Source organism: uncultured Hyphomicrobium sp., assembly GCF_902826555.1.
Lineage (GTDB): Bacteria > Pseudomonadota > Alphaproteobacteria > Rhizobiales > Hyphomicrobiaceae > Hyphomicrobium_C.
On sequence record NZ_CADEFI010000010.1, the window covers coordinates 41351 to 66931 of the forward strand.

Annotated in this window: 23 protein-coding genes; 4 read left to right on the forward strand and 19 right to left on the reverse strand. The window is 65.7% G+C overall.

Annotated elements, in window-relative coordinates; translation table 11 throughout:
* Positions 1–71: 71 nt before the first annotated feature.
* The 16 genes from ftsA to QZV93_RS06790 form a co-directional block, all read right to left on the reverse strand.
* A complete protein-coding gene (gene ftsA / locus QZV93_RS06715; RefSeq protein ID WP_295557019.1) occupies positions 72–1331 on the reverse strand; it encodes a cell division protein FtsA in 1260 nt (419 codons plus the stop codon).
* Between the two features lie 14 nt (positions 1332–1345).
* Positions 1346–2239, reverse strand: coding sequence for a cell division protein FtsQ/DivIB (locus tag QZV93_RS06720; RefSeq protein ID WP_295557020.1), 894 nt, complete (start codon positions 2237–2239; stop codon positions 1346–1348).
* The gene (locus QZV93_RS06725) at positions 2206–3162 is read right to left on the reverse strand and encodes a D-alanine--D-alanine ligase (RefSeq protein WP_295557022.1); all 957 of its coding nucleotides are present in this window, start codon (positions 3160–3162) and stop codon (positions 2206–2208) included. The genes QZV93_RS06720 and QZV93_RS06725 overlap by 34 nt, the downstream gene beginning before the upstream one ends.
* Positions 3159–4124 carry a UDP-N-acetylmuramate dehydrogenase gene (murB, locus tag QZV93_RS06730; protein ID WP_295557024.1) on the reverse strand — a complete coding sequence of 322 codons (966 nt, stop codon included), beginning with the start codon at positions 4122–4124 and terminating at the stop codon, positions 3159–3161. Before murB ends, QZV93_RS06725 begins: the two co-directional genes overlap by 4 nt.
* A 1-nt stretch (position 4125) precedes the next feature.
* Complete coding sequence (murC, locus tag QZV93_RS06735; RefSeq protein WP_295557026.1) at positions 4126–5565, reverse strand: UDP-N-acetylmuramate--L-alanine ligase; 1440 nt, start codon at positions 5563–5565, stop codon at positions 4126–4128.
* A 92-nt stretch (positions 5566–5657) separates the two neighbouring features.
* The gene (murG, locus tag QZV93_RS06740) at positions 5658–6773 is read right to left on the reverse strand and encodes an undecaprenyldiphospho-muramoylpentapeptide beta-N-acetylglucosaminyltransferase (protein WP_295557028.1); all 1116 of its coding nucleotides are present in this window, start codon (positions 6771–6773) and stop codon (positions 5658–5660) included.
* The gene (locus QZV93_RS06745) at positions 6770–7963 is read right to left on the reverse strand and encodes a putative peptidoglycan glycosyltransferase FtsW (protein ID WP_295557030.1); all 1194 of its coding nucleotides are present in this window, start codon (positions 7961–7963) and stop codon (positions 6770–6772) included. The genes murG and QZV93_RS06745 overlap by 4 nt, the downstream gene beginning before the upstream one ends.
* Positions 7960–9354 carry a UDP-N-acetylmuramoyl-L-alanine--D-glutamate ligase gene (gene murD / locus QZV93_RS06750; RefSeq protein ID WP_295557031.1) on the reverse strand — a complete coding sequence of 465 codons (1395 nt, stop codon included), beginning with the start codon at positions 9352–9354 and terminating at the stop codon, positions 7960–7962. Before murD ends, QZV93_RS06745 begins: the two co-directional genes overlap by 4 nt.
* Before the next feature lie 19 nt (positions 9355–9373).
* Complete coding sequence (mraY, locus tag QZV93_RS06755; protein WP_295557033.1) at positions 9374–10456, reverse strand: phospho-N-acetylmuramoyl-pentapeptide-transferase; 1083 nt, start codon at positions 10454–10456, stop codon at positions 9374–9376.
* A 35-nt stretch (positions 10457–10491) separates the two neighbouring features.
* On the reverse strand, positions 10492–11904 hold the full coding sequence (locus QZV93_RS06760; protein WP_295557035.1) for a UDP-N-acetylmuramoylalanyl-D-glutamyl-2,6-diaminopimelate--D-alanyl-D-alanine ligase: 1413 nt from the start codon (positions 11902–11904) through the stop codon (positions 10492–10494).
* A 49-nt stretch (positions 11905–11953) separates the two neighbouring features.
* Positions 11954–13390: a UDP-N-acetylmuramoyl-L-alanyl-D-glutamate--2,6-diaminopimelate ligase gene (locus QZV93_RS06765; RefSeq protein ID WP_295557092.1), complete on the reverse strand. Its 1437-nt coding sequence runs from the start codon at positions 13388–13390 to the stop codon at positions 11954–11956.
* A gap of 73 nt (positions 13391–13463) precedes the next feature.
* Entirely contained in the window at positions 13464–14570 is a 1107-nt protein-coding gene (locus tag QZV93_RS06770) for a DUF1513 domain-containing protein (protein WP_295557036.1), read from the reverse strand.
* Positions 14560–15684, reverse strand: coding sequence for an imelysin family protein (locus QZV93_RS06775; RefSeq protein WP_295557037.1), 1125 nt, complete (start codon positions 15682–15684; stop codon positions 14560–14562). Before QZV93_RS06775 ends, QZV93_RS06770 begins: the two co-directional genes overlap by 11 nt.
* A gap of 100 nt (positions 15685–15784) precedes the next feature.
* Positions 15785–16099, reverse strand: a complete 315-nt coding sequence (locus QZV93_RS06780) for a hypothetical protein (protein WP_295557038.1) — start codon at positions 16097–16099, stop codon at positions 15785–15787.
* A gap of 19 nt (positions 16100–16118) precedes the next feature.
* Positions 16119–16646, reverse strand: coding sequence for a hypothetical protein (locus tag QZV93_RS06785; protein WP_295557040.1), 528 nt, complete (start codon positions 16644–16646; stop codon positions 16119–16121).
* A 293-nt stretch (positions 16647–16939) separates the two neighbouring features.
* Positions 16940–17449, reverse strand: coding sequence for an Rrf2 family transcriptional regulator (locus tag QZV93_RS06790; protein ID WP_295557041.1), 510 nt, complete (start codon positions 17447–17449; stop codon positions 16940–16942).
* A gap of 299 nt (positions 17450–17748) precedes the next feature.
* Here QZV93_RS06790 and QZV93_RS06795 point away from each other — a divergent pair, with 299 nt between their 5' ends.
* Complete coding sequence (locus QZV93_RS06795; RefSeq protein WP_295557094.1) at positions 17749–18993, forward strand: imelysin family protein; 1245 nt, start codon at positions 17749–17751, stop codon at positions 18991–18993.
* Between the two features lie 2 nt (positions 18994–18995).
* On the opposite strand, the gene QZV93_RS06800 is transcribed toward QZV93_RS06795, so the two are convergent.
* Positions 18996–19838, reverse strand: coding sequence for a transporter (locus QZV93_RS06800; RefSeq protein WP_295557043.1), 843 nt, complete (start codon positions 19836–19838; stop codon positions 18996–18998).
* 301 nt (positions 19839–20139) lie between these two features.
* On the opposite strand from QZV93_RS06800, the gene QZV93_RS06805 reads away from it, so the two are divergent.
* Positions 20140–21627, forward strand: coding sequence for a di-heme oxidoredictase family protein (locus tag QZV93_RS06805; RefSeq protein WP_295557044.1), 1488 nt, complete (start codon positions 20140–20142; stop codon positions 21625–21627).
* Between the two features lie 8 nt (positions 21628–21635).
* On the opposite strand, the gene QZV93_RS06810 is transcribed toward QZV93_RS06805, so the two are convergent.
* Both QZV93_RS06810 and QZV93_RS06815 read right to left on the reverse strand, forming a co-directional pair.
* A complete protein-coding gene (locus QZV93_RS06810; protein ID WP_295557046.1) occupies positions 21636–22901 on the reverse strand; it encodes an FAD-dependent monooxygenase in 1266 nt (421 codons plus the stop codon).
* A 20-nt stretch (positions 22902–22921) separates the two neighbouring features.
* Positions 22922–23176, reverse strand: coding sequence for a zinc-finger domain-containing protein (locus tag QZV93_RS06815; protein WP_295557047.1), 255 nt, complete (start codon positions 23174–23176; stop codon positions 22922–22924).
* Positions 23177–23427: 251 nt separating this feature from the next.
* Here QZV93_RS06815 and QZV93_RS06820 point away from each other — a divergent pair, with 251 nt between their 5' ends.
* Both QZV93_RS06820 and QZV93_RS06825 read left to right on the forward strand, forming a co-directional pair.
* Positions 23428–24195, forward strand: coding sequence for an alpha/beta fold hydrolase (locus QZV93_RS06820; RefSeq protein WP_295557096.1), 768 nt, complete (start codon positions 23428–23430; stop codon positions 24193–24195).
* A 700-nt stretch (positions 24196–24895) separates the two neighbouring features.
* On the forward strand, positions 24896–25561 hold the full coding sequence (locus QZV93_RS06825) for an extensin family protein (RefSeq protein WP_295557049.1): 666 nt from the start codon (positions 24896–24898) through the stop codon (positions 25559–25561).
* The last annotated feature ends 20 nt before the right edge of the window (positions 25562–25581 follow it).

The following is a 25581-nucleotide window of genomic DNA, read 5'->3' on the forward strand; positions in this document are numbered from 1 at the left end:
ACGCGCGGGAGATATCTCCACAGCGCGCGGCTTCCCGGCATTTCGCACCGACCGGCCCCCTTGCCAGCCGCTTAGAACCCCTCACGCAACCATGAGCCGACGCGCTTCAAATAGCTGTCCTGCCCGTCGCTGCGATCGCGGTAAATCCGCCGACCGGCACCTCCCTGCGTCTCCGCAACGAGCAGCCCGACGACGGTCGAGAACGCCAAACTCGAAAACGCAGGCGGCAACCCTTCGATCGCCTGAGGACCTGCTACGCGTACCGGCCGCCCCAACTCCGCGGCCATGAAATCCGCCAGGCCGGTCAGCTCGCTCGTGCCTCCGGTGAGGACGATGCTGCGGCCGGCATAGGCCGTCATCTCGCACTCCGCCAGTCGCTGCCGAAGGTGATGGCATATAGCCGTCACGCGCGGCCTGACGACCTCCGCCAGCTCGGCTTTCGTCATGTGAAACATGACGCCCTGATCGTCTCCCGCGGTGGGATAGGTGAAGGCGTCGTGCTCATCGGACGGAGCGCAGATCACTGTGCCATAAAGCGCTTTGATTCGCTCGGCTTCTGCAAGGGGTGTATGCAACGCGCGGGCGATGTCGAAGGTGATTTGCGTGCCCCCCATCGGGGCCGAGCCGGCGTTGATGAAGCGATCGTCGGCGAACATGGCGAGGCTCGTGGTGCCGGCGCCGATGTCTACGACGGTGACCCCGAGGCGACGCTCGTCTTCGGTTGCAACGGCAAGGGCGCTGGCATAGGCGGCGGGAACGTGGCTTGCGGGTTCCAGATAGCAGCGTCCTACGACCGTCAGAAGGTTGCGCAGCGGCGCCTCGTCTGCGGTCACGGCGTGCAGGTCGCAGGCGAGCTCACGCGCCGCCATGCCGCGCGGATCGCGCGAGCCCGGCATGCCGTCGAGACGCAGGGCCACCTCGTTGATGTGCACGAGCGCGCGCCCGTCCCGCTCGACATAAGCCTGAGCCGCCCGCATGAGGCGGAGAATGTCGGATTCGTCGACGATGCCGTTGGCGATCTCGGCGCGGGCCGTAAAATTGTGCGAGCTGAGGCGACCGCAGGAGACCGAGACGGCGACCTCGCCGAGCTCGACACCGGCCATGCGCTCGGCCTGGGCCAAGGCGGCGCGCGCGGCCTGTTCGGCCCGATCGAGGTCGATGATGACGCCGGCCTTGACGCCCTCGGCACGCTGATGACCGGCGCCGATGACGCGCACGCCCGACGCTTCCACCGATGCGATCAGACAGGCGATCTTGCTGGTGCCGATGTCGAGCACGCCTGCGATGCGGCTCGATCCGCTGCTGCGCCGTTTCGACTTTTCGCGCGCCATCGCCCCTCCTCGCCTCAGGAACCGGGGTTCGGCGCAGCAGTCGATGCTGAAGCGTCCGCCTCGGGGCGGATGGCGACACGGCCGGGGCCGCGGAAATCCAGCGTGGCTTGGCCTGCGGCGACGCGCTTCGCCAGCTCCGCGTCGCGCGTGATCGCTTCGAGAGCGCCGATCTCGCCGTCCGCGGGAAGCTCGAGTGTCGCCTTGTTGTCGAGCTTCAGCCTCCAGCGGCGCTCCGAAACGCGTTCGGCTTCCGCGAGACGGCCGGCAATCTCGGGGTAGCGGGCTACCGTTTCCATGAAGTCCGCGGCCTCGACCGCGGCGCCTTCACCCGCGAAGCGTGGAAGGTGCGGCAGCGTCTCGCCGTTTATGGCGGCCAGCACGCGGCCTGTCCTGTCGATCAGGTAGAGGCTGTCGGCGCGCGACCACAGCGCGTAGGGCTTGCGCTCGGTGACGCGGATGTCGAGTCGGCCGGGATAGACGCGCGTCAGCTCGGCCGTGTCGATCCAGGGCAAGCGCTCGATGCGGCTCTTCACGGCTGCAGTATCGAGGGCGGCAAAGGTCCGCACATTGGCGAGGTCGAGCGCGTCGAAGACGTCACGATCGTAGCTGAAGCGATGACCGCGGAGTGTCACCTGGTCGATCCCGAAGCCCATCACGCGCGCAAGGCGCTCGAGCTTTTCCGCGTGACCCGAATGGCGCATGGCCTCCTCGGCTGCGCCGAGCAGCAGCCCAAGGCCCAACGCTGCGAGCAGGAGGCGCGACCGCTTGCCGGCGCGCCAAGAAAGAAGCGATGTCTTGCGGGTGGAGTTCAGGTCGCGAGCGGGGGAGTGCAGGGACGCATCGTGCGCCTGCAATCGTGTGGTCCGGCTCTGGCCTACCTCGAACAACTCGCGTCCTCGACGATCCATCGCGCGAGCTCGCCGAACGACCAGCCCGCATATGCAGCCAGCTCCGGAACCAGCGAGGTCCCGGTCATGCCCGGCTGCGTGTTCACTTCAAGGCAGATCAGCTCGCCAGTCCCCCCTGCCGTATCGTCGAAGCGGAAGTCCGCGCGCGACACACCACGGCAGCCCAGCGACGCATGCGCCGCCAACGTGTATTTCCGGATCAACTGGTAAACATTCGGTAAAATATCGGCCGGAAGCTCGTGCTTGGAGCCGCCAGGCGCGTACTTGGCCTCGAAATCATAGAAGGCGAGGCCCTTCTGCGGGACGATCTCGATCACCTCGGTCGCGAAATCGCCGATGACGGCGCAGGTCAGCTCGCGACCCGGAATGAAGCGCTCGACCATGACGATCTGGTCGGCCGGTCCACCGTCGCGGATCAGCTTGGCCCAGCCGTTGTCGCCGGGACGGACGATGAGGACGCCGACGCTCGAGCCCTCGTCGACCGGCTTCACCACGTAGGGCGGCGGAATGGCGTGCGCCTCTGCGGCCTGCGCCCGTGAGACCAGCTTCGCCTCGGCGACCGGAACACCCGCCGCGCGCATGACGAGCTTGGCGTTCTCCTTGTGCATGGCGAGGGCCGAAGCCAGAACGCCCGAGTGCGTATAGGGGATGGCCATCGTCTCCAGGATACCCTGGATGCAACCATCCTCGCCCATACGGCCGTGGAGCGCGTTGAAGCAGACGTCGGGGCGCACCTCGTCCAGGCGCCTGGCGACGTCGCGGCCGACATCAATGCGGGTGACGCGATAGCCTTCGCCTTCGAGGGCCGTTGCCACAGCCTCGCCCGAGCGCAGGCTGACGCTGCGCTCGGCGGAGAGCCCGCCGAACAGCACCGCGACATGCGCGAACGTGCGCTGCGGCGCCTCGCCCAACTTTCCGGTCATGATGCCACCCGATCCGCCAGCGCCTCGCCCACGGGGCGCCCGTCGCGCGGAAGCCCGAGGCGGATGATTTCCCATTCCAGCGTGACGCCCGATTTGGCCTTCACACGCGCGCGCACCGTCTCGCCCAGGCGCTCGATATCCTCGCCGGTGCCGCTCTGATCATTGATGAGGAAGTTGCAGTGCTTCTCCGACACATGCGCGCCGCCAACGCGGAACCCGCGGCAACCGGCGTCGTCGATCAGCTTCCAAGCGCTGGACCCGGGCGGGTTCTTGAACGTGGAGCCGCCGGTGCGCTCCTTGATCGGCTGGTTCTTCTCGCGGTAGTCGGCAACCTCGTCCATCTCGCGCAGGATCGCCGCGGGGTCGCCGGGCGCGCCCGCGTAAAGCGCCTCGGTGAAAATCCAGTCGGCCGGCACGGCGCTGTGGCGATACGTGAACCCCATGTCAGCGAGCGAAAGAACGTGAACGTTGCCTTGCGGATCGACGGCGCGCGCCTCGACCAGCGTATCCTTTGTCTCGCGCCCGTGTGCGCCGGCATTCATCCGTAGTGCGCCGCCGATGGAGCCTGGAATGCCGCGATAGAAGGCGAGGCCGGCGATACCGGCGTCTGCTGCCGCGCGCGCAACCTTCACGTCGGGGCAGGCGGTGCCGGCGCGGAGGCGATGGCCGGGCTCGACTTTGATTTCCGCGAAGCCGCGGCCGAGGCGGATGACGACACCGGGAACGCCGCCGTCGCGGACCAGCAAGTTGGAGCCGAGGCCGATGACAAAGGCCGGCAGGTTCTCCGGCCTGTGCTTCAGGAAATAGGCGAGGTCCGCCTCGTCGGCGGGAGTGAAGAGCACCTGTGCCGGGCCGCCGGCACGGAACCAGGTGATGTCGGCGAGCACGACGTTGGCGGCGAGACGGCCGCGCAGCTCGGGCATGCGCTCCTTCAACTCGGCGGTGATGTCGGGGAAGGTCAACTTAGTGGGCGCTCCCGGCGCGGCGGGGCTCGGCGGCAGCCAGCCACTCGGGTAGCGCGTGAGCCCATTCGGTGGAGTTGCCGGCCCCGAGGCAGATCACCATGTCGCCGGGCCGCGCGACGCGGCTTACGACTTCCGACAGTTCTCGCGGGTCGTCGATGGTGGAAACCTCGGCGTGGCCCGTGGCACGTATGGCGTCGGCGAGCGTCTGCGGGTTGATGCCGTCGATGGGCGCCTCGCCGGCGCTATAGAGCGGTGTCACGACCACACTGTCGGCAGCGCGAAAGCAGGATGCGAACTCGCCGAAGAGGTCGCGCACGCGTGTGTAGCGATGCGGCTCGACGACGGCGATGACGTTGCCGCGGGCGCCGGCACGAGCGGCTTCGAGCACGGCTGCGATCTCGGCCGGGTGGTGGCCGTAGTCGTCGAAGATCTGCACGCCGTTCCATGTGCCCGTGAGCTGGAAGCGACGCTTGACGCCCGAAAAGGCTGCGAGCCCCGCCCGGATGACGTCGTCGGAAAGTCCTGCCTCGGCGGCGACAGCGATGGCCGCGAGCGCGTTCAAAGCGTTGTGCTGGCCCGGCATCGGCACCGTCCAAGCTCGAATGGCGCGCGGCCCACCCTTTACGCGGGCGCCGAGATCGGCGTCGATGCGTGTCGTGTGGCCATCGCTCTCGACTTTGCGCAGGACGAGATCGGCGTCCTCCAGCGTGCCGTAGGTCAGCAGGCGGCGCCCGTCACTCCGCAACGCGAGGCGTTGGACCATGTCGCGCGCGACGGGGTGGTCGATGCAGGTGACGGCGAGGCCATAGAAAGGAATGTTGCGGAAGAAGGCTTCGTATTCCCGGTGCATGTTCTCGACCGAACCGAAATAATCGAGGTGCTCGGGATCGATGTTGGTGACGACACCGATCTCGGTGGGCAGGCGCGTGAAGGTGCCGTCGCTCTCGTCGGCTTCGACGATCATCCAGGATCCCGTGCCGAGACGCGCATTCGAGCCCCAGGCGTTGATGATGCCGCCGGTGATGACGGTCGGATCCAGCTTTGCGGTTTCGAAGATGGTGCTGATCAGCGAGGTGGTCGTTGTCTTGCCGTGGGTGCCGGTGACCGAGACCGTCGCGTAGAGGCGCATCAGCTCGGCCAGCATCTCGGCGCGGCGGATGATCGGCAGTCCCTTGGCGCGGGCGGCGACGAGCTCCGGATTGGCCGGCTTCACCGCAGTGGAGATGACCACTTGTCCGGCGCCTTCCAGGTTCGCCGCATCGTGGCCGACGAACACGCGCACGCCCTTGGCGCGCAGGCGGCGCACGTTGGCCGACTCCTTTTGGTCGCTACCTTGAACGCTATAGCCTTTGGCGAGGAGGATCTCGGCGATGGCGCTCATGCCGATGCCGCCAATGCCGATGATGTGGAACGGCCCGATGTCACGGGGCATCTGCATGCGTGGTGTATCCTATTTCGTGCGGCCCCGAGAGTAGGTCGCGTCCGAGGCGCCGTCCGTGTGACGTATCGTCAAAGCCATGACGCTCTCGCCTAAGCCCGGCGCTTCCCGATCACGTCCTCGACGAGATCGGCGAGCAACCCTACGGCCCCTGCCTGACCCTGGGCTTTCGCCCGGGCCGCGGCGGCGGCGAGCTTCTCGGGTTGCTCGAACAGCTTTCCGAGCTCCGTGGCCAAGCGCAGCGGCGAAAGATCCCTCTGCTCGATACACCAACTGCCCCCCGATTCGGCAAGATTGGTCGCGTTTTCGAGCTGATCACTGTCGAGAGAATGCGGCAAAGGTACGAGGATCGACGGGCGTCCGATGACGGCCAGCTCGGCCACGGAGGACGCTCCGGCACGGGCAATGACCAGATGGCTGCCGGCCATCGTCTGGGGCAAGCCTTTGAAAAACGGGGCGATCTCAGCGTCTATACCGGCGGCGGCGGTTTGTGACGTCACCTCCGCCACATCCTCCGCGCGGGCCTGCTGCACGAGCTTCAAGCGCTGGCGGACGGAGGCCGGGAGCGTGGCCAGAGCCGGCGGCACGGCTTCCGAGAAGAAGCGCGCGCCCTGACTGCCGCCAAAGACGAGAAGGTGCAAAGGGCCGCCCGGATCGAGCGGCGGATAGGGGGTTTTCGCCGCCTCGATGACGGCGTCGCGGACCGGATTGCCGGTGAAGCGCGCTTTTCCGGCGAGCGGGCCATCGAGCTTCTTCGTCTTGCGGAACGATGTGGCGACGGCGGCGGCGTGGCGTGCGAGCGCGCGATTGGCGCGCCCGAGCACGGCATTCTGCTCGTGAACGATGGACGGCACGCCCAGCATGCGCGCGGCGACAAGCGGCGGGATGGTGGGATAGCCGCCGAAGCCCACCACGGCGGCCGGCTTCAGGTTGCGTAGCAGCTTTCGCGCCTTGCGGATGCCGCGCAGGAGCGTGAAGCCGGCGCGGGCGAGCGCGATCGGGTTCCTCTTGCTGCCCGGAGTCGCCGACGGCAACTGATAGACAGAGCGAGCCGGAAACCCGGTGCCGTAGCGGTCGCCGCGCATGTCGGTGACAAGGTCCACCGGGTAGCCGCGGCGGCCGAGTTCCTCGGCGAGCGCAAAGGCAGGGAACAGATGCCCGCCGGTTCCGCCGGCGGCAAGCAGGATGGGAGGCAGCTCGCGCGTCACGTTCGGGGCTCGTTGGTGGCGGTCGATCGGGAGTTGAGGCTCGGAAGGCTTGGCATCAATGCGGGCTTTTTGAGGCGGTCCGCGTCCGGACGATGGCGGGTGAGAGCCAGCAGCATACCGAGTGTCAGCGAGATGGCCAGCATGGACGAGCCGCCGGCCGATAGAAACGGCAGCGTCATGCCCTTGGCCGGCAGCAACCCGACGTTGACGCCCATGTTGATCAAGGCCTGGAAACCGAACATCAGCGCAAGGCCGACCGTACCGATGCGCGTCGCCGGATCGGGCTCACTCTCGGCGTGGCGGAGCGCACGAAAAACGATGAACGCGAACAGGAGCAACAGCGCGAGGCAGGCGACGGCGCCATACTCCTCGGCGACGACGGCGAAGATGTAATCGGTGTGGGCGTCGGGGAGCGACGTCTTGATGGTGCCTTCGCCCGGGCCACGACCGAGAAAGCCGCCCTCGACGAAGGAGCGAATGGCCCGCTCGCCCTGGCTATAGTCGCTGCCTGTCTGCGGCCCGAAGAAGCGATCGAAGCGGGAGGCCACGTGCGGAAAGTAGAGGTAAGCGCCGTAGAGACCGCCCGCACCCAGTACGGCAGCCAGCGCTGCGCCCTTGATGGCGGCGCCAGAAACGAAAAACATGGCAATCCACACTGCGGTCACGAGCATGGTCTGCCCGACGTCCGGTTGCACGACGAGCAAGGACGCGAAGGCTGCAAACAGAATGAACGCAAGCGGACGGGCCGGCATGTCGGGACGACGCCGGGCCTCGGCGAGCAGCCAGGCCGAGACAACAACAAAGGCGGGCTTGGCGAACTCCGACGGCTGCACCGAATGGCCCTCGATGGAAAGCCAGCGACGCGCGCCGTTGATCTCCTCGCCGAAGACGTACACCGCGATGAGCCCGAGCATGGAGGCGGCGAGCACGACGAGCGACAAGCGACGCACGGACGGAGGCGCGAGAAGCGAGACGGCCAACATGATGGCGACGCCCAAGGCCGAGAACAGGACGTGGCGCTCGACGAAGTAGTAGGCGGGGAGGCCCTTCTTCAAGGCCACGGCGGGACTCGCCGCGATCGAGAGCACGAGGCCGGTCGCGACGACGATCAGGATGGCGTAGAGCAGGACGTGGTCGACCGTGAACCACCATTCGGCGAGCCGGCTTCTGTCGGCGCGCGAGAATTTCATGGGCGCGCCTTTTCGCCGGCCAGCTCGGCGACGAGGCGCTTGAAGGCGTCGCCGCGCACCTCAAAGTTCTTGAACTGGTCGTAGGAGGCGCAGGCGGGCGAAAGGAGCACAACACTGCCCGGCTTGCCCGCCTCGAGCGCATCCGCCGCGGCGCGGCGTACGGCGACATCGAGCGTGCCACTCCGCTCGAAGGTAACGGCGCCGCCCAAGGTGGCCGCAAACTCCTCCGCCGCCTCGCCGATCAAGTAGGCTTTGGCGATGCGCGGAAAATACGATGCGAGCGTCGTGATGCCGCCGGCCTTCGGCTTGCCGCCCGCGATCCAGTAGATGTCACCGGGGAAGGACGCGAGCGCCTTCTCGGTGCTATCCGCGTTGGTGGCCTTGCTGTCGTTGATGAAGTCGACGGGGCCGATTTTCATCACGACCTCGAGGCGGTGCGGCAGACCGGGGAAGCTCTGCAGCGCCGCCTGCAGGTCGCCCGACTCGCGGAAGCGCGCGGGCAGGGCCTCGACGGCGGCAACAGCGGCGGCGGCGTTCTGCCAATTGTGCGCGCCGCGGAGCGTCGCGATGCCATTGAGGTCTGCGCGCTCCCGATCGTGCTCGAAAAGCTTTGCGTCGTGCGCCGAGATGCCGTCGGCGACGGCACCGCGCACCGAAATGCGGCGCACGTTCGTGCCTGCCTCTTGAAGCCTGTCGGCAATCGCGATGCACCAGTCGTCATCGACACCGACGACGGCGGCGTCTTGCGCCTTCTCGACGAGGCGGCGCTTCACCTCGGCGTAGTGCTCGACCGTCCCGTGGCGATCGATGTGGTCGGGCGTAACGTTGAGCAGCACGGCGACGGTCGGATCCGCACTCGGCGCGAGGTCGATCTGGAAGCTCGACAGCTCGAGCACGTGAATGCGATTCACGGCCGGCGGCTCGAGCGTCAACACGGCGCGGCCGATGTTGCCGCCCATCTCGACGTCGTTGCCAAACTGGCGGAGGATGTGCGCAACGAGCGCGGTGGTGGTCGACTTGCCGTTGGTGCCGGTGATGGCGACGACGGGAGACTGCGGGCAAACGGCGGCGCGCTCGCGAAAGAACAGCTCGATGTCGCCGATGATCTCGATGCCGGCGGCCTGCGCTTTCACGACGGTCCAATGCGGCTCGGGATGGGTGAGCGGCACGCCGGGCGCCAGAACGAGAGCCGTGAACCCGGACCAGTCGGCCGTTGCGAGATCGACGAGCGTGGCGCCGCTGTCGGCCGCCGCCTTGCGGCCCGCCTCGCTATCGTCCCAGGCGGCGACGCTGGCACCTCCCGCTTCCAAAGCGCGCACGGTGGCTGCGCCCGAGGCGCCGAGCCCGAACACCGCAACGGAGCGATCCTTGAAGGTCGTCACGCGAATCATGAGGTGAGGCTAGCCGAAATCAGCGGAGCTTCAGAGTGGCGAGGCCGATCAGGGCCAGGATGACGGCAATGATCCAGAAGCGGACCACGACGGTGCTCTCCTTCCAGCCCTTCTGCTCGTAGTGGTGGTGGAGCGGGGCCATGCGGAACACGCGCTTTCCCGTGAGCTTGAAGGACGTCACCTGGATGATGACGGAGAGCGTCTCCAGCACGAAGAGGCCGCCGACGATGGCGAGCACGACCTCGTGCTTGGTGGCGACGGCGATGGTGCCGAGGGCACCACCCAGCGCCAGCGAGCCGGTGTCGCCCATGAAGATCATGGCGGGCGGCGCGTTGAACCACAGGAAGCCCAGGCCGGCGCCGATCAGAGCACCGCAGATCACCGCCAGCTCGCCGGTCCCCGCGACGTGGTGGATCTGCAGATAGCCCGCGAACTTGTAGTTGCCGATCAGGTAAGAGATGAGGCCGAAGGTGGCAGCGGCGATCATCACCGGGACGATGGCGAGACCATCGAGGCCGTCGGTCAGATTGACGGCGTTTCCGGCGCCCACGATCACGAACATGCCGACGATGATGAACATGGCGCCGAGGTCGAGCAGCGCCGTCTTGAAGAACGGCAGCGCGAGCTTGCCGGCGAGGTCCGGCACGGACAGATCCATGATGACGTAGACGGCCGCCGCAGCGACGGCCATCTCGAGACCGAGCCTCGCCCAGCCGCCAAAGCCGCTCGACTGCTGCTTGGTCACCTTCAGGTAGTCGTCGTAGAAGCCGATGCCGCCATAGGCGAGCGTGACCAGAAGCACGACCCAGACATAGACATTGGCGAGATCCGACCAGAGCAGCGTTGCGACCGTGACGCTGGCCAGGATCATGAGCCCGCCCATGGTCGGCGTGCCCTTCTTCGAGAAATGCGATTGGGGGCCATCCTCGCGGATGGGCTGGCCCTTGCCCTGCTTCAGGCGCAGGAGATCGATGATGCCGGGACCGAACAGAAGCACGAACAGGAGGGCCGTGAAGATCGCGCCGCCCGTACGGAACGTGATGTACTTGAAGACGTTCAGGATGCCGATCTGATCGCTGAAGGCCACGAGCTCGTACAGCATGTCTTCCCTTTCCCTCGTTTCCGAGGCCCCCCGCGCTACGCGCTACTCAACTTCTTCCGCAGGGCCTCAGCGAGCGGGCCCATGCGGCTGCCGTTCGACCCTTTGATCATGATGACGTCCCCCGGCGCGAGCGCCGCGAACAGCCGCTCGCTCAGGGCATCGGACGCCGGGGTCCAGGCTCCTTGCTTTTCCGGCGCGAGGACCGCGAAAAGGTGCGCCATGTTCGGCCCACAGGCAAAAACCAGATCCGTGCCCGCAGCGTCAACCGCTTCCTTGAGGGCGGTGTGGTGGGTTTTCTCCTGCACGCCCAGCTCCAGCATGTCGCCAAGCACGGCGATGCGACGGCCAAACGCGGCCCTCGGCACTGTGCCGAGCACGGCGAGGGCCGCACGCATCGACGCGGGATTGGCGTTATAGCTTTCGTCAATCAGGAGAATTTTGCCGCCATCTAGCACGAGTTCGGTGCGGGTGCCACGGCCCGGCGGCGGGGCCAGCGTGGCCAGCGCGGGCAGCGCTTCTTCGACGTCGGCACCGGCGGCATCGAGGGCGGCGGCAACGGCGAGTGCGTTGCGCGCGATGTGGATCCCCGGCACCGCGACACGGAACCGGAGCGGCCGTCCACCGATGTCGACCTCGATGGCGGTTCCTTCGGAGGAGAGCTCCAGCACCTTGGGGCGCACGTCGGCGCGCGCGTCCTGGCCGAAGGAGACGATGCGCGCGCCTTGGGCCTCGGCGTGCTTTCGCAGCAGCTCGAAATGCGTGTTGTCGCGATTGATGATGGCCGTGCCTCCCGGCTCGAGCCCGGTGAAGATCTCGGCCTTGGCCTCCGCTATGGCCTCGACGCTCGGAAACTGGGCGAGGTGCACGGGCTCGACGGTGGTGACGATGGCGATGTGCGGCCGGACCATGCCGACGAGCGGCGTGATCTCACCCGCATGGTTCATGCCGATCTCGAAAATGCCGAAGCGGGTCGCGGCGGGCATGCGCGCGAGCGTCAGCGGCACGCCCCAGTGGTTGTTGAAGGATTTGTCGGCGGCGTGTGTCGGGCCGACGCGGGATAGCGCCGCGCGCAGCATATCCTTGGTGCCGGTTTTTCCGGCACTGCCGGTGACTGCGATAACGCGCGCTTCGGGGCGGAGGCGCGCCCGGGCAGCGCGGCCGATGGCTTCGAGGGCATGGAGCGTATCCGGCACGCGGATCAGAGGCCCGTCACCCGGCTGCGCTCGATAGCCCTCCGACACGAGAGCGGCGGATGCTCCCGCCGCGAACGCCTTGCCGACGAAGTCGTGCCCGTCCCGCTGGTCCTTGAGCGCAACGAACAGATCCCCGGGCTCGAGGGTGCGGGTGTCGATGGAGAGGCCGGTGATGGGCGTCCCGGTCGCGCTTTCGGGCCGGCCGTTTGCGGCACGAACGAGATCGTCAAAGGTCCACAGGGGGGCACTCGACATCAATCGTGCTCCAAGCGCCTTCAATGAGACGCCCTCTTGTTGTTTATGCTCAGGGGTTTAGCAACGCTTGGCGCAGGCAATCGTGATCCGAGAACGGCAACACCCTCTGACCTACGATCTGGCCGGTTTCGTGGCCTTTGCCGGCGACGAGGACGACATCCCCCGGCTGCATCATGGCGACGGCGGCACGGATCGCCTGACCGCGATCGCCGATCTCGGTTGCCCCCGGTGCCGCGGCGAGAATTTCCGCGCGGATGGCGGCCGGCTCCTCCGTCCGCGGATTGTCGTCAGTGACGATGGTCACGTCGGCGCGCTCGGCGGAAATGGCCCCCATGATGGGGCGTTTGCCGCGGTCGCGATCGCCTCCACAGCCGAAGACGCAGATGAGCTTGCCGCTGACGAACGGACGAACGCCGTCGAGGGCAGCCTCCAAGGCCTCGGGCTTGTGGGCGTAGTCGACGACAGCGAGGCCGCCGTTCCTTTCGCCGACGATCTCGAGGCGGCCCTTGACGCCGCTCACGGCCGCAAGCGCGGGGATGACGACGGCCGGATCCTCGCCAACGGCGAGTGCGAGCCCCACGGCGACCAGTGCATTCGCGGTCTGGTAGGTGCCGATGAGCGGCAGGCGGACGTCGTAGGTGCGCCCCGCATGCACGATGGAAAGCGCCTGCGTGAATTCATCCCGGGCCAGGCGCGCGAGACGCACCGTATCGCCCATGGCGCCGACCGTGACGACCGGCAGCCCGCGGCGGCGCGCGACAGCGACGACATCCTCGGCGCGTGGGCCATCGACGTTGATCACCGCAGGGGCTCCGTCGGGCAGCAGCTCGTCGAAGAGGCGCAACTTGGCGGCAAGATAGCTTTCGACCGTGGGATGATAGTCGAGATGATCGCGGCCGAGGTTCGTGAAGGCGGCAGCGGCGATCTTGACGCCATCGAGCCGGAACTGATCGAGGCCGTGGGACGAGGCCTCGAAGGCCAAGTGCGTAATGCCTTCGTCGGCGAGTCCGGCCAGAGTCTCGTGGAGTGTCACGGGGTCGGGCGTGGTGAGAGAGCCATAGACGGCGCCGTCCGGCTTCACGACGCCGATGGTGCCGAGTGACGCGGCGCGACGGCCTGCGGCCGCGAACAGCTGGCGCGTGAACTCGGCGACGGATGTCTTGCCGCTGGTGCCGGTGACAGCGACGGCGATCTCCGGCTGGCGCCCATAAAAGCGAGCGGCCGTCAGCGCCAGTGCGCGGCGCGGCTCCCTGGCGCGCAACACCGGGACGGACAGAGCGTCGGGAACCGCCGCCCCCTCTCCCGCGAGCACGGCGACGGCGCCTTTCGCCACCGCATCGGCAATGAACCTTGCGCCGTCCGCCTTGGTTCCCGCGAGCGCGACGAACAGCGCACCCGGCGTCGCCCGGCGGCTGTCGGCCGTGATACTGGCCACATCGATGCCGTCGGCGCCCGCAGGTGCGGCGACGATCCCGGTATCCGTCATGAGCGAGGAAAGGCGCATCTCGTCCCGGCCGAAGGGAAGACTTCCACGCTTCTAAGGTCGGACGCGCGAGGCGTCAAACGCGGCGCAGGTGATTGTCGAACTCGGCGCCGGCGAAATTCACGGTCCGGGCCAGGCCATCGCCGTCAAAGCGCACCACACCCTGGCCGGTGCTCATGGCAAAGGCCGCGGCGGAGCTGCCGACCGTGACGCCCGAGCTATCCTTGATCTTGATCGTGCGGGCGATTTTTCCGGTCTCGGTGTCGAAGTACACGACCTCACCCGCCAGCGGGGCCGAGGCCGCAAGCAGCCGGCCGTCGCCGCTCACAGCCACAGCGCCGATGTAGCCCTTGAGCGCAATGCCGAGCGGGTCCGCGGTTTCCAGCACCGCGATCGGCTTGTCGAGCCCGACACGGCCGACGAGAGCCGGGGCGTCCTCGAGGCTGCCAAGCCACTGGGAGCCGAACCAGATGTCGCCCTTCGGCGTCTCCGCAAGGTGGCGCAGCGACAAGAGGTTGATGGAAACGGGCAGGCCATGGCGCGCCTTGAGAGCACCGGTCGCAGTATCGATGAACGTGACGTTGGGTTGCATGTCGGCAACGCCGATGCTCTCGCGGCCGGTCGCAGGATCGTTACCGAAGCCGCCGTTGGCGACGGCGAGCGTGCGGCCGTCCGAAAGCAGAATCGCCTCGTGAGGGCCAACACCGTAAGAGGGGAACTCGCCGACACGGCGCCAGCCGCCGGTCGCGTCATAGATGCCGATCATCCCGTCGCCGGTGTCAATGTCGTGCTCGGTGGCGTAGATCAGACGTCCATCGCTGGCGAATACGCCGTGGCCGTAGAAGTGCCGATCCTCGGGCGGCGCGAAAACTTCCGGCTCGCGCCGGCCGTCGACGTCGAAGGCCAGCGCGAAGAATCCCGGACGGCGCGCGAAGATGACGGCACGACGGGTCCCATGGTGAACCGCAATGTCATGTCCGCGCGCGGACATGGGGATCTCGCGCAGGATGCGTCCGTCTTCGCCGATGACGAGCACGGCATAGGTGCCGTCCGCCAAGCGGGCGCCGGACACATAGGCGGTGGACGCGCTCGCCCCGTTCAATCCTTCGGCCGCGAGCGCGTGATGCGCAGCGCCAAGCGTCACCAGCGACCCGATCAGGAACTGGCGGCGGTCAATCGCCATCGAGCTCGTTGAACCCCATGACGATGTCAGCGTTGGGCGCCAGCTCCTTGACGATAATCTGGCGGATGCCGGAGAGGTCGAAGCGCATCTTTCGCAAGGCGTGAAGATGGGCTTCGGATCCGCGCTCGTTGGCGCGCAGCTCGTCGAGCATCTTGGCGTCGGCGAGCAGGCTGTTCCAGGATGTCGGCAGAAAGTTCGTCATCCACGGCTTATCGACGGGCACGTAGGCATCGAGACCGATCGAGTCGTAAAGCTCCTTCAGGGATGTGAGGGAGGACGCGAGATACTCGCCTGTCAGGTGTGAGGATTCGAAGGCGAGGCGTACGCGTCGCGGCGGCGTCGCGGTGACCGCCGTCAGCTCCGGCATGATGAAGCGATCGCGGCAAAGCTCGATGCCGGCCACGAGGGCCTTCATCACCTCGCGCACGGTCTCCGAGGAGTCTTTATAGAGTTCATTGTCGGAACCCGGCGTCACCATCTTCATGCGGAAGCCGTCGGGGCCGATCCAGCCATCGCGGATCTCGCCGGCCACGGCATGAACGTTGGCGGCAATGGCGGTCGCAAGGGCACAGCGGTATTTGCCTGCCTCGTCGGCCGAAGCGCCGAGGGGCGCCTTGTCGTCGTAGAGCAGGATTTCGAGCGCAGTGAGCCCCTGTACGGCAACGCTTTGCGTCGCGAGCGCGCCGGGCGCGAGCAGTTCCGGCTTTCTGGCCGCCACGAGACCGTTCAACTGGCGGAACGCAAAGCCGCGCGGATCGGGCCAGAAAAAAACGCGCTCCAGACGATGCTCGCGGGTGGCGGGTCCGAAGCGCACGAAGTCGAGACCGCTCCAGGCGCGAACTGTCTCAGCGAAGGCGGCCTTAGCAGCCTTGAGGGAGACTTCGTCGCCGCCCGCCTTACAGACCGCGTCGACCTTGGCCGCAAGCTCTCCCGTCGTCGTGGTCAGTGCTTCCGCGCGCGGAACGATGAATTTGTCGATGGTATCGAGCACCATCGTGGCGTGGGACTTGCGGATCGGCAGTGCATGAGCGGGCCACCGCGATGCGCCGACGACGGCTATCGGCGCCAGAAGAAGGCCTACAAAGAGCAGATGGGACGGCCGGTAAAAACTCACGCGTCACTCCTCGCGGGCGATCAAAGCCCTCGATGTTTATGCCGGACAAATCCCATGGGAAAGGGGGGACGACACTGCAGACCCAACGGCAACCAACGGGTCACTCGACCGTTTCGACCGCGGCATCAGGCGCCATCGCGGGCTGCTTGGAGCGCTGCTGCTGCAGGCGCAACAGGCGCTCGCGCGTCGAGAAGCTGCGATAAGGGCAGACGAGGCCACGCGCTTCCAGGTCCTCGAGCTTGGCGTAGATCACGTCGACCGCGAGCGGCGCGCAACCGCAGCACTGCATACGCTTCTGCATATAGCGGTAGACGACGCCAGGCGTCGGGATCGGCGCCTCCGGCTCGTTCAGGATATCCAACAGCGCGAGCTCGATATCGAAATCAGAGACTTGCTGGCAGGAACAGACGATCATGACGATGTTTCCTGCCGCTCTACTGTCTCAACGCCGCGTCATTGTTCGCCGCCGCATATGCCGCGGCGTTGACGATCAATCCCGGCGAAAGCACTTGGTCGAGGCCGCGCATGGTGACGGCGAAGCTCTCGGCGTGATGGACAACCTCGTCGATCAGCGAGCTCTCGATCAGCGCGAAGGCGCAAGCGCGCATGGCAGGGCACGTGTTGTGCTGGCAGGCCGCGATCATGGAAAGCGCCAGGCTCTCATCCCGGCAGAAGCCGTCGCGGTCGCCGGCGCAGACCTCGATCTCGCGCCGTGCAGCCGCGCTCACGGCGCGCACCCAGGCAGAAAGCTCCGAGACTGCCGTGCGGGCCGCGTTGGGACCGAGCGCCTGCGAGTAGATGCGCCACGCGTCCTCCCAGCGGACGATATCGCCGGATTTGTAGCCAGACACCCAATAGCGGAACCCGAGGCCAATCAGGCGCTCAGCGCCGCGGGCGCCGGGGATGGCGATGTCGATGATGGGATCAGCCGGCCGCAGCACGGAGACATTAGATCTGCGCATGACAGCAGACCTCCCGCGAGCGAAGCCGAGATTGAGCGATGTGTGAAGGACTTGCAGGCACGCCCAACGCGTGCGTCACCCTCAGAGGGTGCAAAGCGAGAACCATCGATCAGGCCTTCCTATTGTCGGGGTTCAAGGCCCCGAAAAGGATATGTGCACAGACTGCAGGTAAGCAGTCTCAGGTCGGTAAGCAACCTCTTTCGGCCCGTCGAGTCAAGTGTCCCAAAGACGCATTATATGACTGGAATCATTCAAAAGTTTCTTTTGAAGAGTTCCAAGGTACAGAAACCGGATCAGCCGTGACCCGCCGGCTGACGGCGCGTGCTGCTTCCGGCCACCGCCAAGGTCTTGGTGCGGCGCTGCGCTTTCGCCTTCGGACGCGCCGTAGACGATGCCTCCTTGCGCTGAGCTTTGATCATCTGCTCGAGGGTGTGCTCGTCGAGCACGCTGATGAAAGCGCCCAGGGCATTGTCGAAAAGTTGATCGAGCGCAGCGAGCTGGCCTTGTGCGCCAGAGCGCGCGCCTTCCTCCTTCTCGATCTCAAGGTTCAAGATCTCCATGGCACGCACCACGTCACCGATGCGAATCTCGGATGCGGGCCGCGCCAGCCGGACGCCACCGTGGCGGCCGCGCACGGCGCGAATGAAGCCGGCACGCGACAGGAGATGAACGATCTTAAAGGTGTTTTGCAGCGTGATGTCGCGACGCTCTGAAATCTCTGCGACCTTCACGAGATTGGGGTCGGCAACCGCACAGTCGAGCAGGATGCGAATTGCATAGTTCGTCGTTTTGCTCAGGCGCATGGTTTGTCCAGTTCTCTGCCCGCGGTTGGCGGCCCTGCTGGGGCCTCGCGTTGATCGTTCAATTCTAACCTAACCTAGACTAATTCCAAACTGGAGCCTACATCAAGAAATTGTCCGTTCATTTTCAAATGCTTGATCTTGATATTCCGGATGCAACGCTCAACTGTCCCGGGAATCGACACGCATTCTTGACTGCCTTCGTCAATAAGTTTAGACGCTTTGGCCGCGCTTGCCAACCGAGGAGACCTTTTTTGTCAAAGACATACACAGGCATCCTGCGGAACTGTCTTGCGGTGGCGATGGCCGCCTTGACCTTCGGAGCGGGCCCTGCGCGGGCAGAGGCTCCCGCAACGAAGGACGTCCTCGCGACCTACGGCAACATGGCGGAAGCCGTATACGGTGACAGCCTCACATCCGCACGCACACTGAAGGCCGCCATCGACACGCTGATCGCGTCGCCGAGCGAGGAGACACTCGCGGCGGCGCGCAAGGCGTGGATCGCAGCGCGCGTGCCCTACATGCAGACCGAAGCGTTCCGGTTCGGAAACCCGGTCGTCGATTCCTGGGAAGGGCGCGTGAATTCCTGGCCGCTCGACGAGGGCCTGATCGACTATGTCGCCGAGGCCTACGGAAGCGACAACCCGGAAAACGAGTACTATGCCGCTGACGTGATCGCGAATACGACCCTGAAGGTCGCCGGCAAAACTCTCGACGCCTCGAAGATCGACGCGAAGCTCATCCGCAGCCTGCACGAGGCGGGCGGCGTCGAGGCGAACGTGGCAACCGGCTACCACGCCATCGAGTTCCTGCTTTGGGGCCAGGATCTCAACGGCACAGAGCCCGGAGCCGGCAACCGGCCAGCGACCGACTACGACCTCAAGGCGTGCACAAACGGCAACTGCGACCGGCGCGCGGCCTATCTCTCGACCGTCACCGACATGCTGATCGAGGATCTCGACTGGATGGTGAAACAGTGGGGCGCCCAGGGCGAAGCCCGCAAAATCATCACGCAAGACGAAAAGGCCGGTCTCACGGCGATCTTCACCGGCCTCGGCAGCCTTTCCTATGGAGAGCTGGCGGGCGAGCGCATGAAGCTCGGCCTCATGATCCACGACCCGGAGGAGGAGCACGACTGCTTCTCGGACAACACACACAATTCCCACTACGGCGACGCACTCGGCATCCGCAACGTCTACCTCGGAAGCTACAAGCGCATCGACGGCAGCGTCATCTCGGGACCGAGCGTTTCGGATCTCGTCAAGGACAAGTCTCCGGAAACGGACGCTCGCGTGCGCTCGGCGTTGGATGCAACCATGGCCAAGATGACGGCGCTGGTCGAGCGGGCCGACAAGGTCGAGCACTACGATCAGATGATCGGGCTCGACAATGCCGAAGGCAACGCCGTGGTGCAGGCCGGCATCGATGCACTCATCGCTCAGGCCAAGGAGCTCGAGCGGGCGATCGCCGTGCTGGATCTCAAAAGCATCAAGTTCGAAGGCTCGGACAGCCTCGACGCCCCCGACAAGGTGGGCGCGGGCAAGTAGTCTCAGAAGCGCTGAGACAGTCCGGCAAAGACGTTGATATCGTCGGCGGCTTCCGTCACGCCGACGTTGGCGCCGGCATCCAATTGCAGATGATCGGTGACGGCATAGGTGAAGCCGCCGTCAATCGTAACGATCGTCTCAGCGCCGCTCTCCGCACTACGCTCGACGAAAGCTTCCACGTAGAGTCCGAGCCGCTGTGTCAGCTCGAAGCTAACGGTAGCTGAGTTAACGAAGGTCGGCTCATAGCCGTTTCCATCCTCGCTCTTGAGGATATCGACCTCGGTCATCAGCCCGAGCCCCATACCTTGTCCGAGATCGACAGCCAACGGGACGATAACGCCACCTTCCACGTCATCGTCGAGGCTCGACACGGTATTCGTCGGCAGCTTGACGAAGGGCATGATACCGAGCGCGGTTTTTCCGCCGTCGTTGCCCCAGATATTGCGTTTGAGGCGCACGGTAACGTCGCCGAAGCCATTCTCGTCCCGGGTGACGCTGCCGTGCGACGTGCGGACGTGGCTGTAGGCGCCATAGACGATCTGCAGGTCCGTGTCGTGCGCGAGCCCGACCTTGAAATTGAAGGGCAAAACGTCAAATGCGCTGGTCGTCACACGGTCGGTGCTGTCGTGCGTATAGGCCACGAGATCGGTCTCGATCTGAAAGCGACCTGCGTCGACGGTATAGGGGCTCTCGGTCTTGTCCGGCCGATCCGTCGACATGTCCCTGAGTTCCGAGTCCGGCGTCGGATGCATGAGCGTATACCGGCTCTTGTCCCCTGCCGCGGCGGATGTGGCCAGGAGCAGGACGGCGCCACTCAAACGACAAGCCGCCTTCGAGATACCCATGCCGTCCCCGCCCCTTGTTGCAAATGATTCCTAATAAGAGATCGCATGAACCATCCGCGTCCGCAATGGTTTTTGCGAACGATTCGCATCTGGCACCGACGCGTTGCGTCGATGCCACTGCCGGCTGCGAAACCCTCTGGCGGGGGCCCGCAACGCTATCCGCGACGCGCCGTCGTCCTTGAAGTCGCAAACAGGCGGAATTAACTGGCCTCGAAATGATAAATCGGTTTGGCTCCGGCGCATGTTACCGCGATGGGATCGCACTGCGCAGCGGACGCGTCTTCAGCTCGAGATCTCTAGAATGCCGCGCCAAGCCGGACTGCCCTTTTGGACCATTGCGTTCGCGGCCTTCGTACCGCTGGCGGCGGGAGCCGTCTCTCTCATTGCTGCGCCCGCCGTGGACGTCGCCACCGGGCTCGAGCCGGGCGAGGAGATGCCGGGCGGGACGGCCACCTCGCGCGAAAACGTCACCGACCGCGACGCCTTCTCGCACTTCTCGCACGGCATCGGCTTCGAGGGCGAAGCACGCTTCAAAATCGGCAATGCGATCTTCCGCAGGCTCTGGGTGGCGGCGCCTTCTTCCACGCAAGCCTCGGATGGGCTCGGACCGCTTTACAACGCGCGCGGATGCCAGAACTGCCACCTGAAGGACGGGCGTGGGCGGCCGCCCTTGGCCAACTGGCCCGACGAGACAGCGGTCTCGATGTTCCTGCGCCTTTCGATTCCGCCTGAAACGGCGGAGCAGAAAAAGCTTCTCGCGGAGGGGCGCGTGAGCAGCATCCCCGATCCCACGTACGGGGGGCAACTGCAGAACATCGCCATCCAGGGCCACGACGGCGAAGGGCAAATGCACATCGACTATGCGGATGTGCCGGTCACCTTGGCCGGCGGCGCGGTCGTCACGCTGCGCAAGCCCAGCTACTCTGTCGTCGATCTCAAATACGGGCCGTTGCATCCCGGGGTGATGCTGTCGCCGCGCGTGGCGCCGCAGATGATCGGACTTGGACTGGTGGAAGCCATCCCCGAGGCGGACATTCGCGCCGGAGCCGATCCGGATGATTCCACCAAGGATGGGATTTCAGGACGCACCAACGAGGTGTGGTCGCTGTCGCAGGGAAAAGTCATGCTCGGCCGGTTCGGATGGAAAGCCGGGCAACCGACTATTCTCGACCAGAGCGCCAGCGCTGCAGCCGGCGATATCGGTCTTTCCAACCCGCTGGTTCCTTATGCATCCGGTGATTGCACCGAGGCCCAGCCGACCTGCCTTTCGGCACCGAACGGAAACTCACAGCGCCAAGGAGGCTACGAGCTTTCGACCGAGCTGCTCGACCTCGTCACCTTCTATTCCGAAAATCTCGCCGTGCCGGCGCGGCGCGGCGCGGGCGATGCGGCGGTGCTCGCAGGAAAGGCGCTGTTTCACAAGGTGGGCTGCGCGGCCTGTCACACGCCTTCGTTCACGACCGGCGAGGCACCTGGGCAGCCGCACCTCAGCAAGCAGCTCATCTGGCCCTACAGCGATTTCCTCCTGCACGACATGGGCGCGGGCTTGGCCGACAACCGGCCCGAAGGTCAGGCGAACGGGCTCGAGTGGCGCACGGCGCCGCTCTGGGGCGTCGGACTCACCGAGACCGTGAGCGAACACACGTTCCTCTTGCACGACGGGCGGGCACGAAACGCCGAAGAGGCGATTCTGTGGCACGGCGGAGAGGCGCAAGCGGCGCGCGATGCCTACGCGGCGCTTTCCGCAGAGGAGCGCGCGTCACTGATTGCGTTCGTCAATTCGCTCTAGCCCGTTACCTAACCGGCTGCTCCGCGAATGTTGCGCGTGAGCGGTGCCACGACCTCCGCCATCAGGCGGTCGGTGTCCGGTGTCCAGCCGTAGAGCCAGTCGTAACGGCGCATGAAGCGATCCGGCGCGATACTGGCGAGCGCGATATTACGCGCGGCCGCCATGGGGCCACCCAGATGATAGATGACGCCATTCGTCCGCGAGGCCTTGGCGACACGGCGCGCGCGCAACTCCCGAACTTGCGCATAGGCTTTGAGGGCACGGACGGGATCGGTCGGACATGCGGCCAGCGCGTCGGCGACGACAACGGCATCCTCGAGCGCCAAAACGCCCCCCTGGGCGAGAAACGGGAGCACCGGGTGAGCGGCGTCGCCGAGCAGGGCCGTGCGGCCTGCCGCCATCCCCGGCCAACGCGACAATTTCATCAGCGACCATCTGCGCCAGCTCTCGGGCCGGTCGAGCAACTCGCGCAGAACCGGGGCAAAGCCCGCTGTTCGCCCCGAGACCCAAGCGCCGTCGCAGGACGTGCTCCAGTCCTGTGCGACCCGATGATCGTCGAAAATCGCAACCAGCGCGACAGCGTGCCCGGCGCTCACCGGATAGTGCACGACATGCACGTCGCGGCTGAGCCACAGGTGAACCTCGGTGCGATGCAGCTCCTCGGGCACGTCGTCGATGGGCAGGACGGCGCGCACGGCACACTTTCCCGTGTATGACGGCGCCGCGCCTTTGAAATGTCCGGTGCGAAGACCAGACCACGCGCCATCCGCGACGATCAGCGCGTCGCCGCGCGCGCGGTCGTTCTGGGCCGATGTCGCCGTCACGGTGTCGGCGTCGTCATGCACGTCGGTGACGTCGAAGCCCATGCGGATCTGGATCAGGGGTTCGCGCTCAGCCGTCGAGAGCAGGGCATTGTGCAGGTCGCGCCGGTGCGCCACCCAGTAGGGCGAACCGTGACGCTGCGCGATCCAGCGGCCGAGAGGGAGCGTGCCAATGGGACGCGCCGTGTTGGCGTCGAGAATTCGCAGCGCATCCGGTGCCGTCACTCGCGCCTTGAGGAATGACGCGGCGCCAAGCTCTTCAAGGATGCGCGTCCCGTTGGGGCCGATCTGAATGCCGGCACCGTCCTCGCCGAAGATCAACCGGCGCTCGAGCACGCACGAGGCAATGCCTCGCCGGGCAAGCGCCAAGGCCGCCGCGAGGCCGCCGATGCCACCGCCTACAATGAGGATCTTTTCGAGGTTTCCGCTCGGAGCCACCGGAGCTGATGTCATGTAACGCCGCCGATGCCGTGCTAGGCCGTAGCCTCGCCCGCCAACGATACGAGGCAATCCCGGGGATCGCTCTCGTTCTCGAGAAGACGCGGGTCATGGACGTAGAGCGTGGAGCAATAGGGGCACAAAATCTGGCTGTCGGCCCCCATATCGAGAAACACGTGCGGATGATCGTAGGGCGCGCGTGCCCCCATGCACTGCAGCTCCCTGACGCCGACGAAGATCTTCTCGGCTCCGACGTCGTTGGCAAAATGGGGCGTCGTGACCTTGGCCATGGAATTTCTTTCGTCTCGTTCAAATCATTGTCGGCTCAAAAACGAGGCTCAACATAGCCGCGCACGACGCGAAATGATAGGCCAGGAAAAACGTCCGTGCGCTGGATCCTTAACAGAGGCTTTTGTCTTGCGCGCGGACATTGTAACCGAGTGGTGTTCGCTGCCACCTTGCGCTGCAGTCCATGCGCGCGAGTTGCGCAAAACTCTAATCCCGCTGACACGAGTGCTTCACGATGCGTCCACGCCCACAGATGAAAACCTTCGATTCGGACGGCGTGACAATCGCCTACCTCGACGAGGCGCCGGCGAGCCCGGACGCGGAGCCGGTGCTGCTCATCCACGGCTTCGCCTCCAACTCGACCGTCAACTGGGTCGACTCGGGCTGGGTCGCCGACCTCGTGGCCGCCGGATATCGCGTGATCGCGCTCGACAACAGGGGGCATGGGCGGAGCGACAAGCTTTACGGCATCGAGGACTATGGCGCTCCGCTGATGGCCGAGGATGCACGACGATTGCTCGATCATCTCGAAATCCCGCGCGCGCACGTGATCGGCTATTCGATGGGCGCGCGCATCGCGGCGTTCCTGGCGCTCGCGCATCCGGACCGCGTGCAAAGCCTGGTTTTCGGCGGGCTCGGCATCAATATGGTGCGCGGCATGGCCGGAACCGGACCGATTGCGCATGCGCTCGAGGCGGCAAGCGTCGAGGACGTGAAGAATCAGGCGGCGCGTACGTTCCGGGTCTTCGCCGAGCAGACCAAAAGCGACCTCAGGGCACTTGCAGCTTGTATCCGGTCGGCGCGCGCGCCGATTACCGCGGAGGCGGTCGCGACGCTCAAACCCCCGGTGCTGGTCGCCGTCGGCGAGCATGACGTGGTCGGCGGGCCGGCGCCCGATCTGGCAGCGCTCATCCCGGGCGCGGAAGCGTACGTGATCGAGGGGCGCGAGCACATGAAGGCGGTTGGCGACCGCACATTCAAAGCGGCGACGCTGGCGTTCCTTGCCCGCCATCGCCTCTGAACCTGCTGTCGAAAGGCGGGGAGAGTCACAAGGCCCCGGTCAGACAGGGGGTGCTCGTCGAGGGAACATCGTGGGGGATGCCGAGCGAGCAGCTCTGTCTACGGGCCGGGGCCTCGACGCACGAAAAGGGTTCGACGCCTACGCATACAGTGCCCGTCTTTGCAGGCCCGGCGCATCCTCTGAGAGGGAGGGATGCTTGACGCCAGACCCGATCAGCGCCGCACACAACGGACATTCAGATTGTAGCAAACACCCAAACAGTTGGACCGCCGATTCATCCCCGCATTATCTTTTCTCTGTGGATAACGGCGATTTCGTTGCCGAAAACCGACGCACCCTGAGCGGGACGATTCACGCCGCGTCCGATAGGAGACGCGACGATCGGAGCTTTTTCCTGCGCTGCCGATTCACGCCGCGTCCGATAGGAGACGCGACGATCGGAGCTTTTTCCTGCGCTGCCGATTCACGCCGCGTCCGATAGGAGACGCGACGATCGGAGCGCTCGGACCCGAAACGATCATGGTCTTTCCTGGACCGATGATTCACGTTTCGGGCTGATAGGGCCCGAAACAATCACGGTCCGGCCTAAGAGCCGCCGCAGGCCCGGCCGGAAAGAGCCGCGAATATCTGCGAAGGGATTTGCCGGGAGGATGGGACATTTACGGTTCGTTATCCCTAATCGGCCTACTGTCCCGACGTCATGCGTCTCAGTCGCGTTCTGGTATTGCCGGCTCTCATACCGGCTCTGATCTCCGGATGCAGCTCCGGACCGAATTTCGTCGCCAAGCTCGAGCCTTGGCGGGCGAGTGAAGAGAATTCCTGCATCGCCTCCGGCGTTCTCGCACACACGACCTTCATCGCCAGCCGTTCGGCTCTCGGTGGCCCCAGCGTCTGCGGGACCGAGCGCCCCTATGAGCTTTCGGCCGTCAACGACGGGCGTGTCCGTCTCAAGCCCGCGGCGCTGCTCCGATGCCCGATGGTGCCCCAGGTCGAGCGCTGGATCCGCGAAACCGTGAGCCCGGCGGCGGGCTACTATTTCCGGTCGGAGGTGGTCGAGGTCTCGATTGCCGGGTCTTATTCATGCCGGCCGATGAACCACGTGTCCGGTGCCAAGCTGTCCGAGCACGGCTATGCCAACGCACTCGACGTCTCGGGCTTCACGTTGGCGGACGGGCGCAAAATCAGCGTCAAACGCGGCTGGAACGGCAGCGAGGCGGAGCAGGCCTTCCTGCGCACCGTGCATCGCGGCGCCTGCCAATGGTTCACGACGGTGCTCGGGCCAAACCACGACCGCGCGCATAACGATCATTTCCACGTCGATCTGGCGCGTCACGGCGGCGACGGGCTCAAGCGCATCTGCAAATAGCGGGGCGTAAAGGGTGCCGA

Coding starts and splice junctions, on each gene's coding strand:
- ftsA (WP_295557019.1), bottom strand. CDS start 1,331: ATGGCGCGCGAAAAGTCGAAACGGCGCAGCAGCGGATCGAGCCGCATC.
- QZV93_RS06720 (WP_295557020.1), bottom strand. CDS start 2,239: ATGGATCGTCGAGGACGCGAGTTGTTCGAGGTAGGCCAGAGCCGGACC.
- QZV93_RS06725 (WP_295557022.1), bottom strand. CDS start 3,162: ATGACCGGAAAGTTGGGCGAGGCGCCGCAGCGCACGTTCGCGCATGTC.
- murC (WP_295557026.1), bottom strand. CDS start 5,565: ATGCAGATGCCCCGTGACATCGGGCCGTTCCACATCATCGGCATTGGC.
- QZV93_RS06745 (WP_295557030.1), bottom strand. CDS start 7,963: ATGAAATTCTCGCGCGCCGACAGAAGCCGGCTCGCCGAATGGTGGTTC.
- murD (WP_295557031.1), bottom strand. CDS start 9,354: ATGATTCGCGTGACGACCTTCAAGGATCGCTCCGTTGCGGTGTTCGGG.
- mraY (WP_295557033.1), bottom strand. CDS start 10,456: ATGCTGTACGAGCTCGTGGCCTTCAGCGATCAGATCGGCATCCTGAAC.
- QZV93_RS06760 (WP_295557035.1), bottom strand. CDS start 11,904: ATGTCGAGTGCCCCCCTGTGGACCTTTGACGATCTCGTTCGTGCCGCA.
- QZV93_RS06765 (WP_295557092.1), bottom strand. CDS start 13,390: ATGACGGATACCGGGATCGTCGCCGCACCTGCGGGCGCCGACGGCATC.
- QZV93_RS06770 (WP_295557036.1), bottom strand. CDS start 14,570: ATGGCGATTGACCGCCGCCAGTTCCTGATCGGGTCGCTGGTGACGCTT.
- QZV93_RS06780 (WP_295557038.1), bottom strand. CDS start 16,099: ATGATCGTCTGTTCCTGCCAGCAAGTCTCTGATTTCGATATCGAGCTC.
- QZV93_RS06785 (WP_295557040.1), bottom strand. CDS start 16,646: ATGCGCAGATCTAATGTCTCCGTGCTGCGGCCGGCTGATCCCATCATC.
- QZV93_RS06790 (WP_295557041.1), bottom strand. CDS start 17,449: ATGCGCCTGAGCAAAACGACGAACTATGCAATTCGCATCCTGCTCGAC.
- QZV93_RS06795 (WP_295557094.1), top strand. CDS start 17,749: ATGGCCGCCTTGACCTTCGGAGCGGGCCCTGCGCGGGCAGAGGCTCCC.
- QZV93_RS06800 (WP_295557043.1), bottom strand. CDS start 19,838: ATGGGTATCTCGAAGGCGGCTTGTCGTTTGAGTGGCGCCGTCCTGCTC.
- QZV93_RS06805 (WP_295557044.1), top strand. CDS start 20,140: ATGCCGCGCCAAGCCGGACTGCCCTTTTGGACCATTGCGTTCGCGGCC.
- QZV93_RS06810 (WP_295557046.1), bottom strand. CDS start 22,901: ATGACATCAGCTCCGGTGGCTCCGAGCGGAAACCTCGAAAAGATCCTC.
- QZV93_RS06815 (WP_295557047.1), bottom strand. CDS start 23,176: ATGGCCAAGGTCACGACGCCCCATTTTGCCAACGACGTCGGAGCCGAG.
- QZV93_RS06820 (WP_295557096.1), top strand. CDS start 23,428: ATGAAAACCTTCGATTCGGACGGCGTGACAATCGCCTACCTCGACGAG.
- QZV93_RS06825 (WP_295557049.1), top strand. CDS start 24,896: ATGCGTCTCAGTCGCGTTCTGGTATTGCCGGCTCTCATACCGGCTCTG.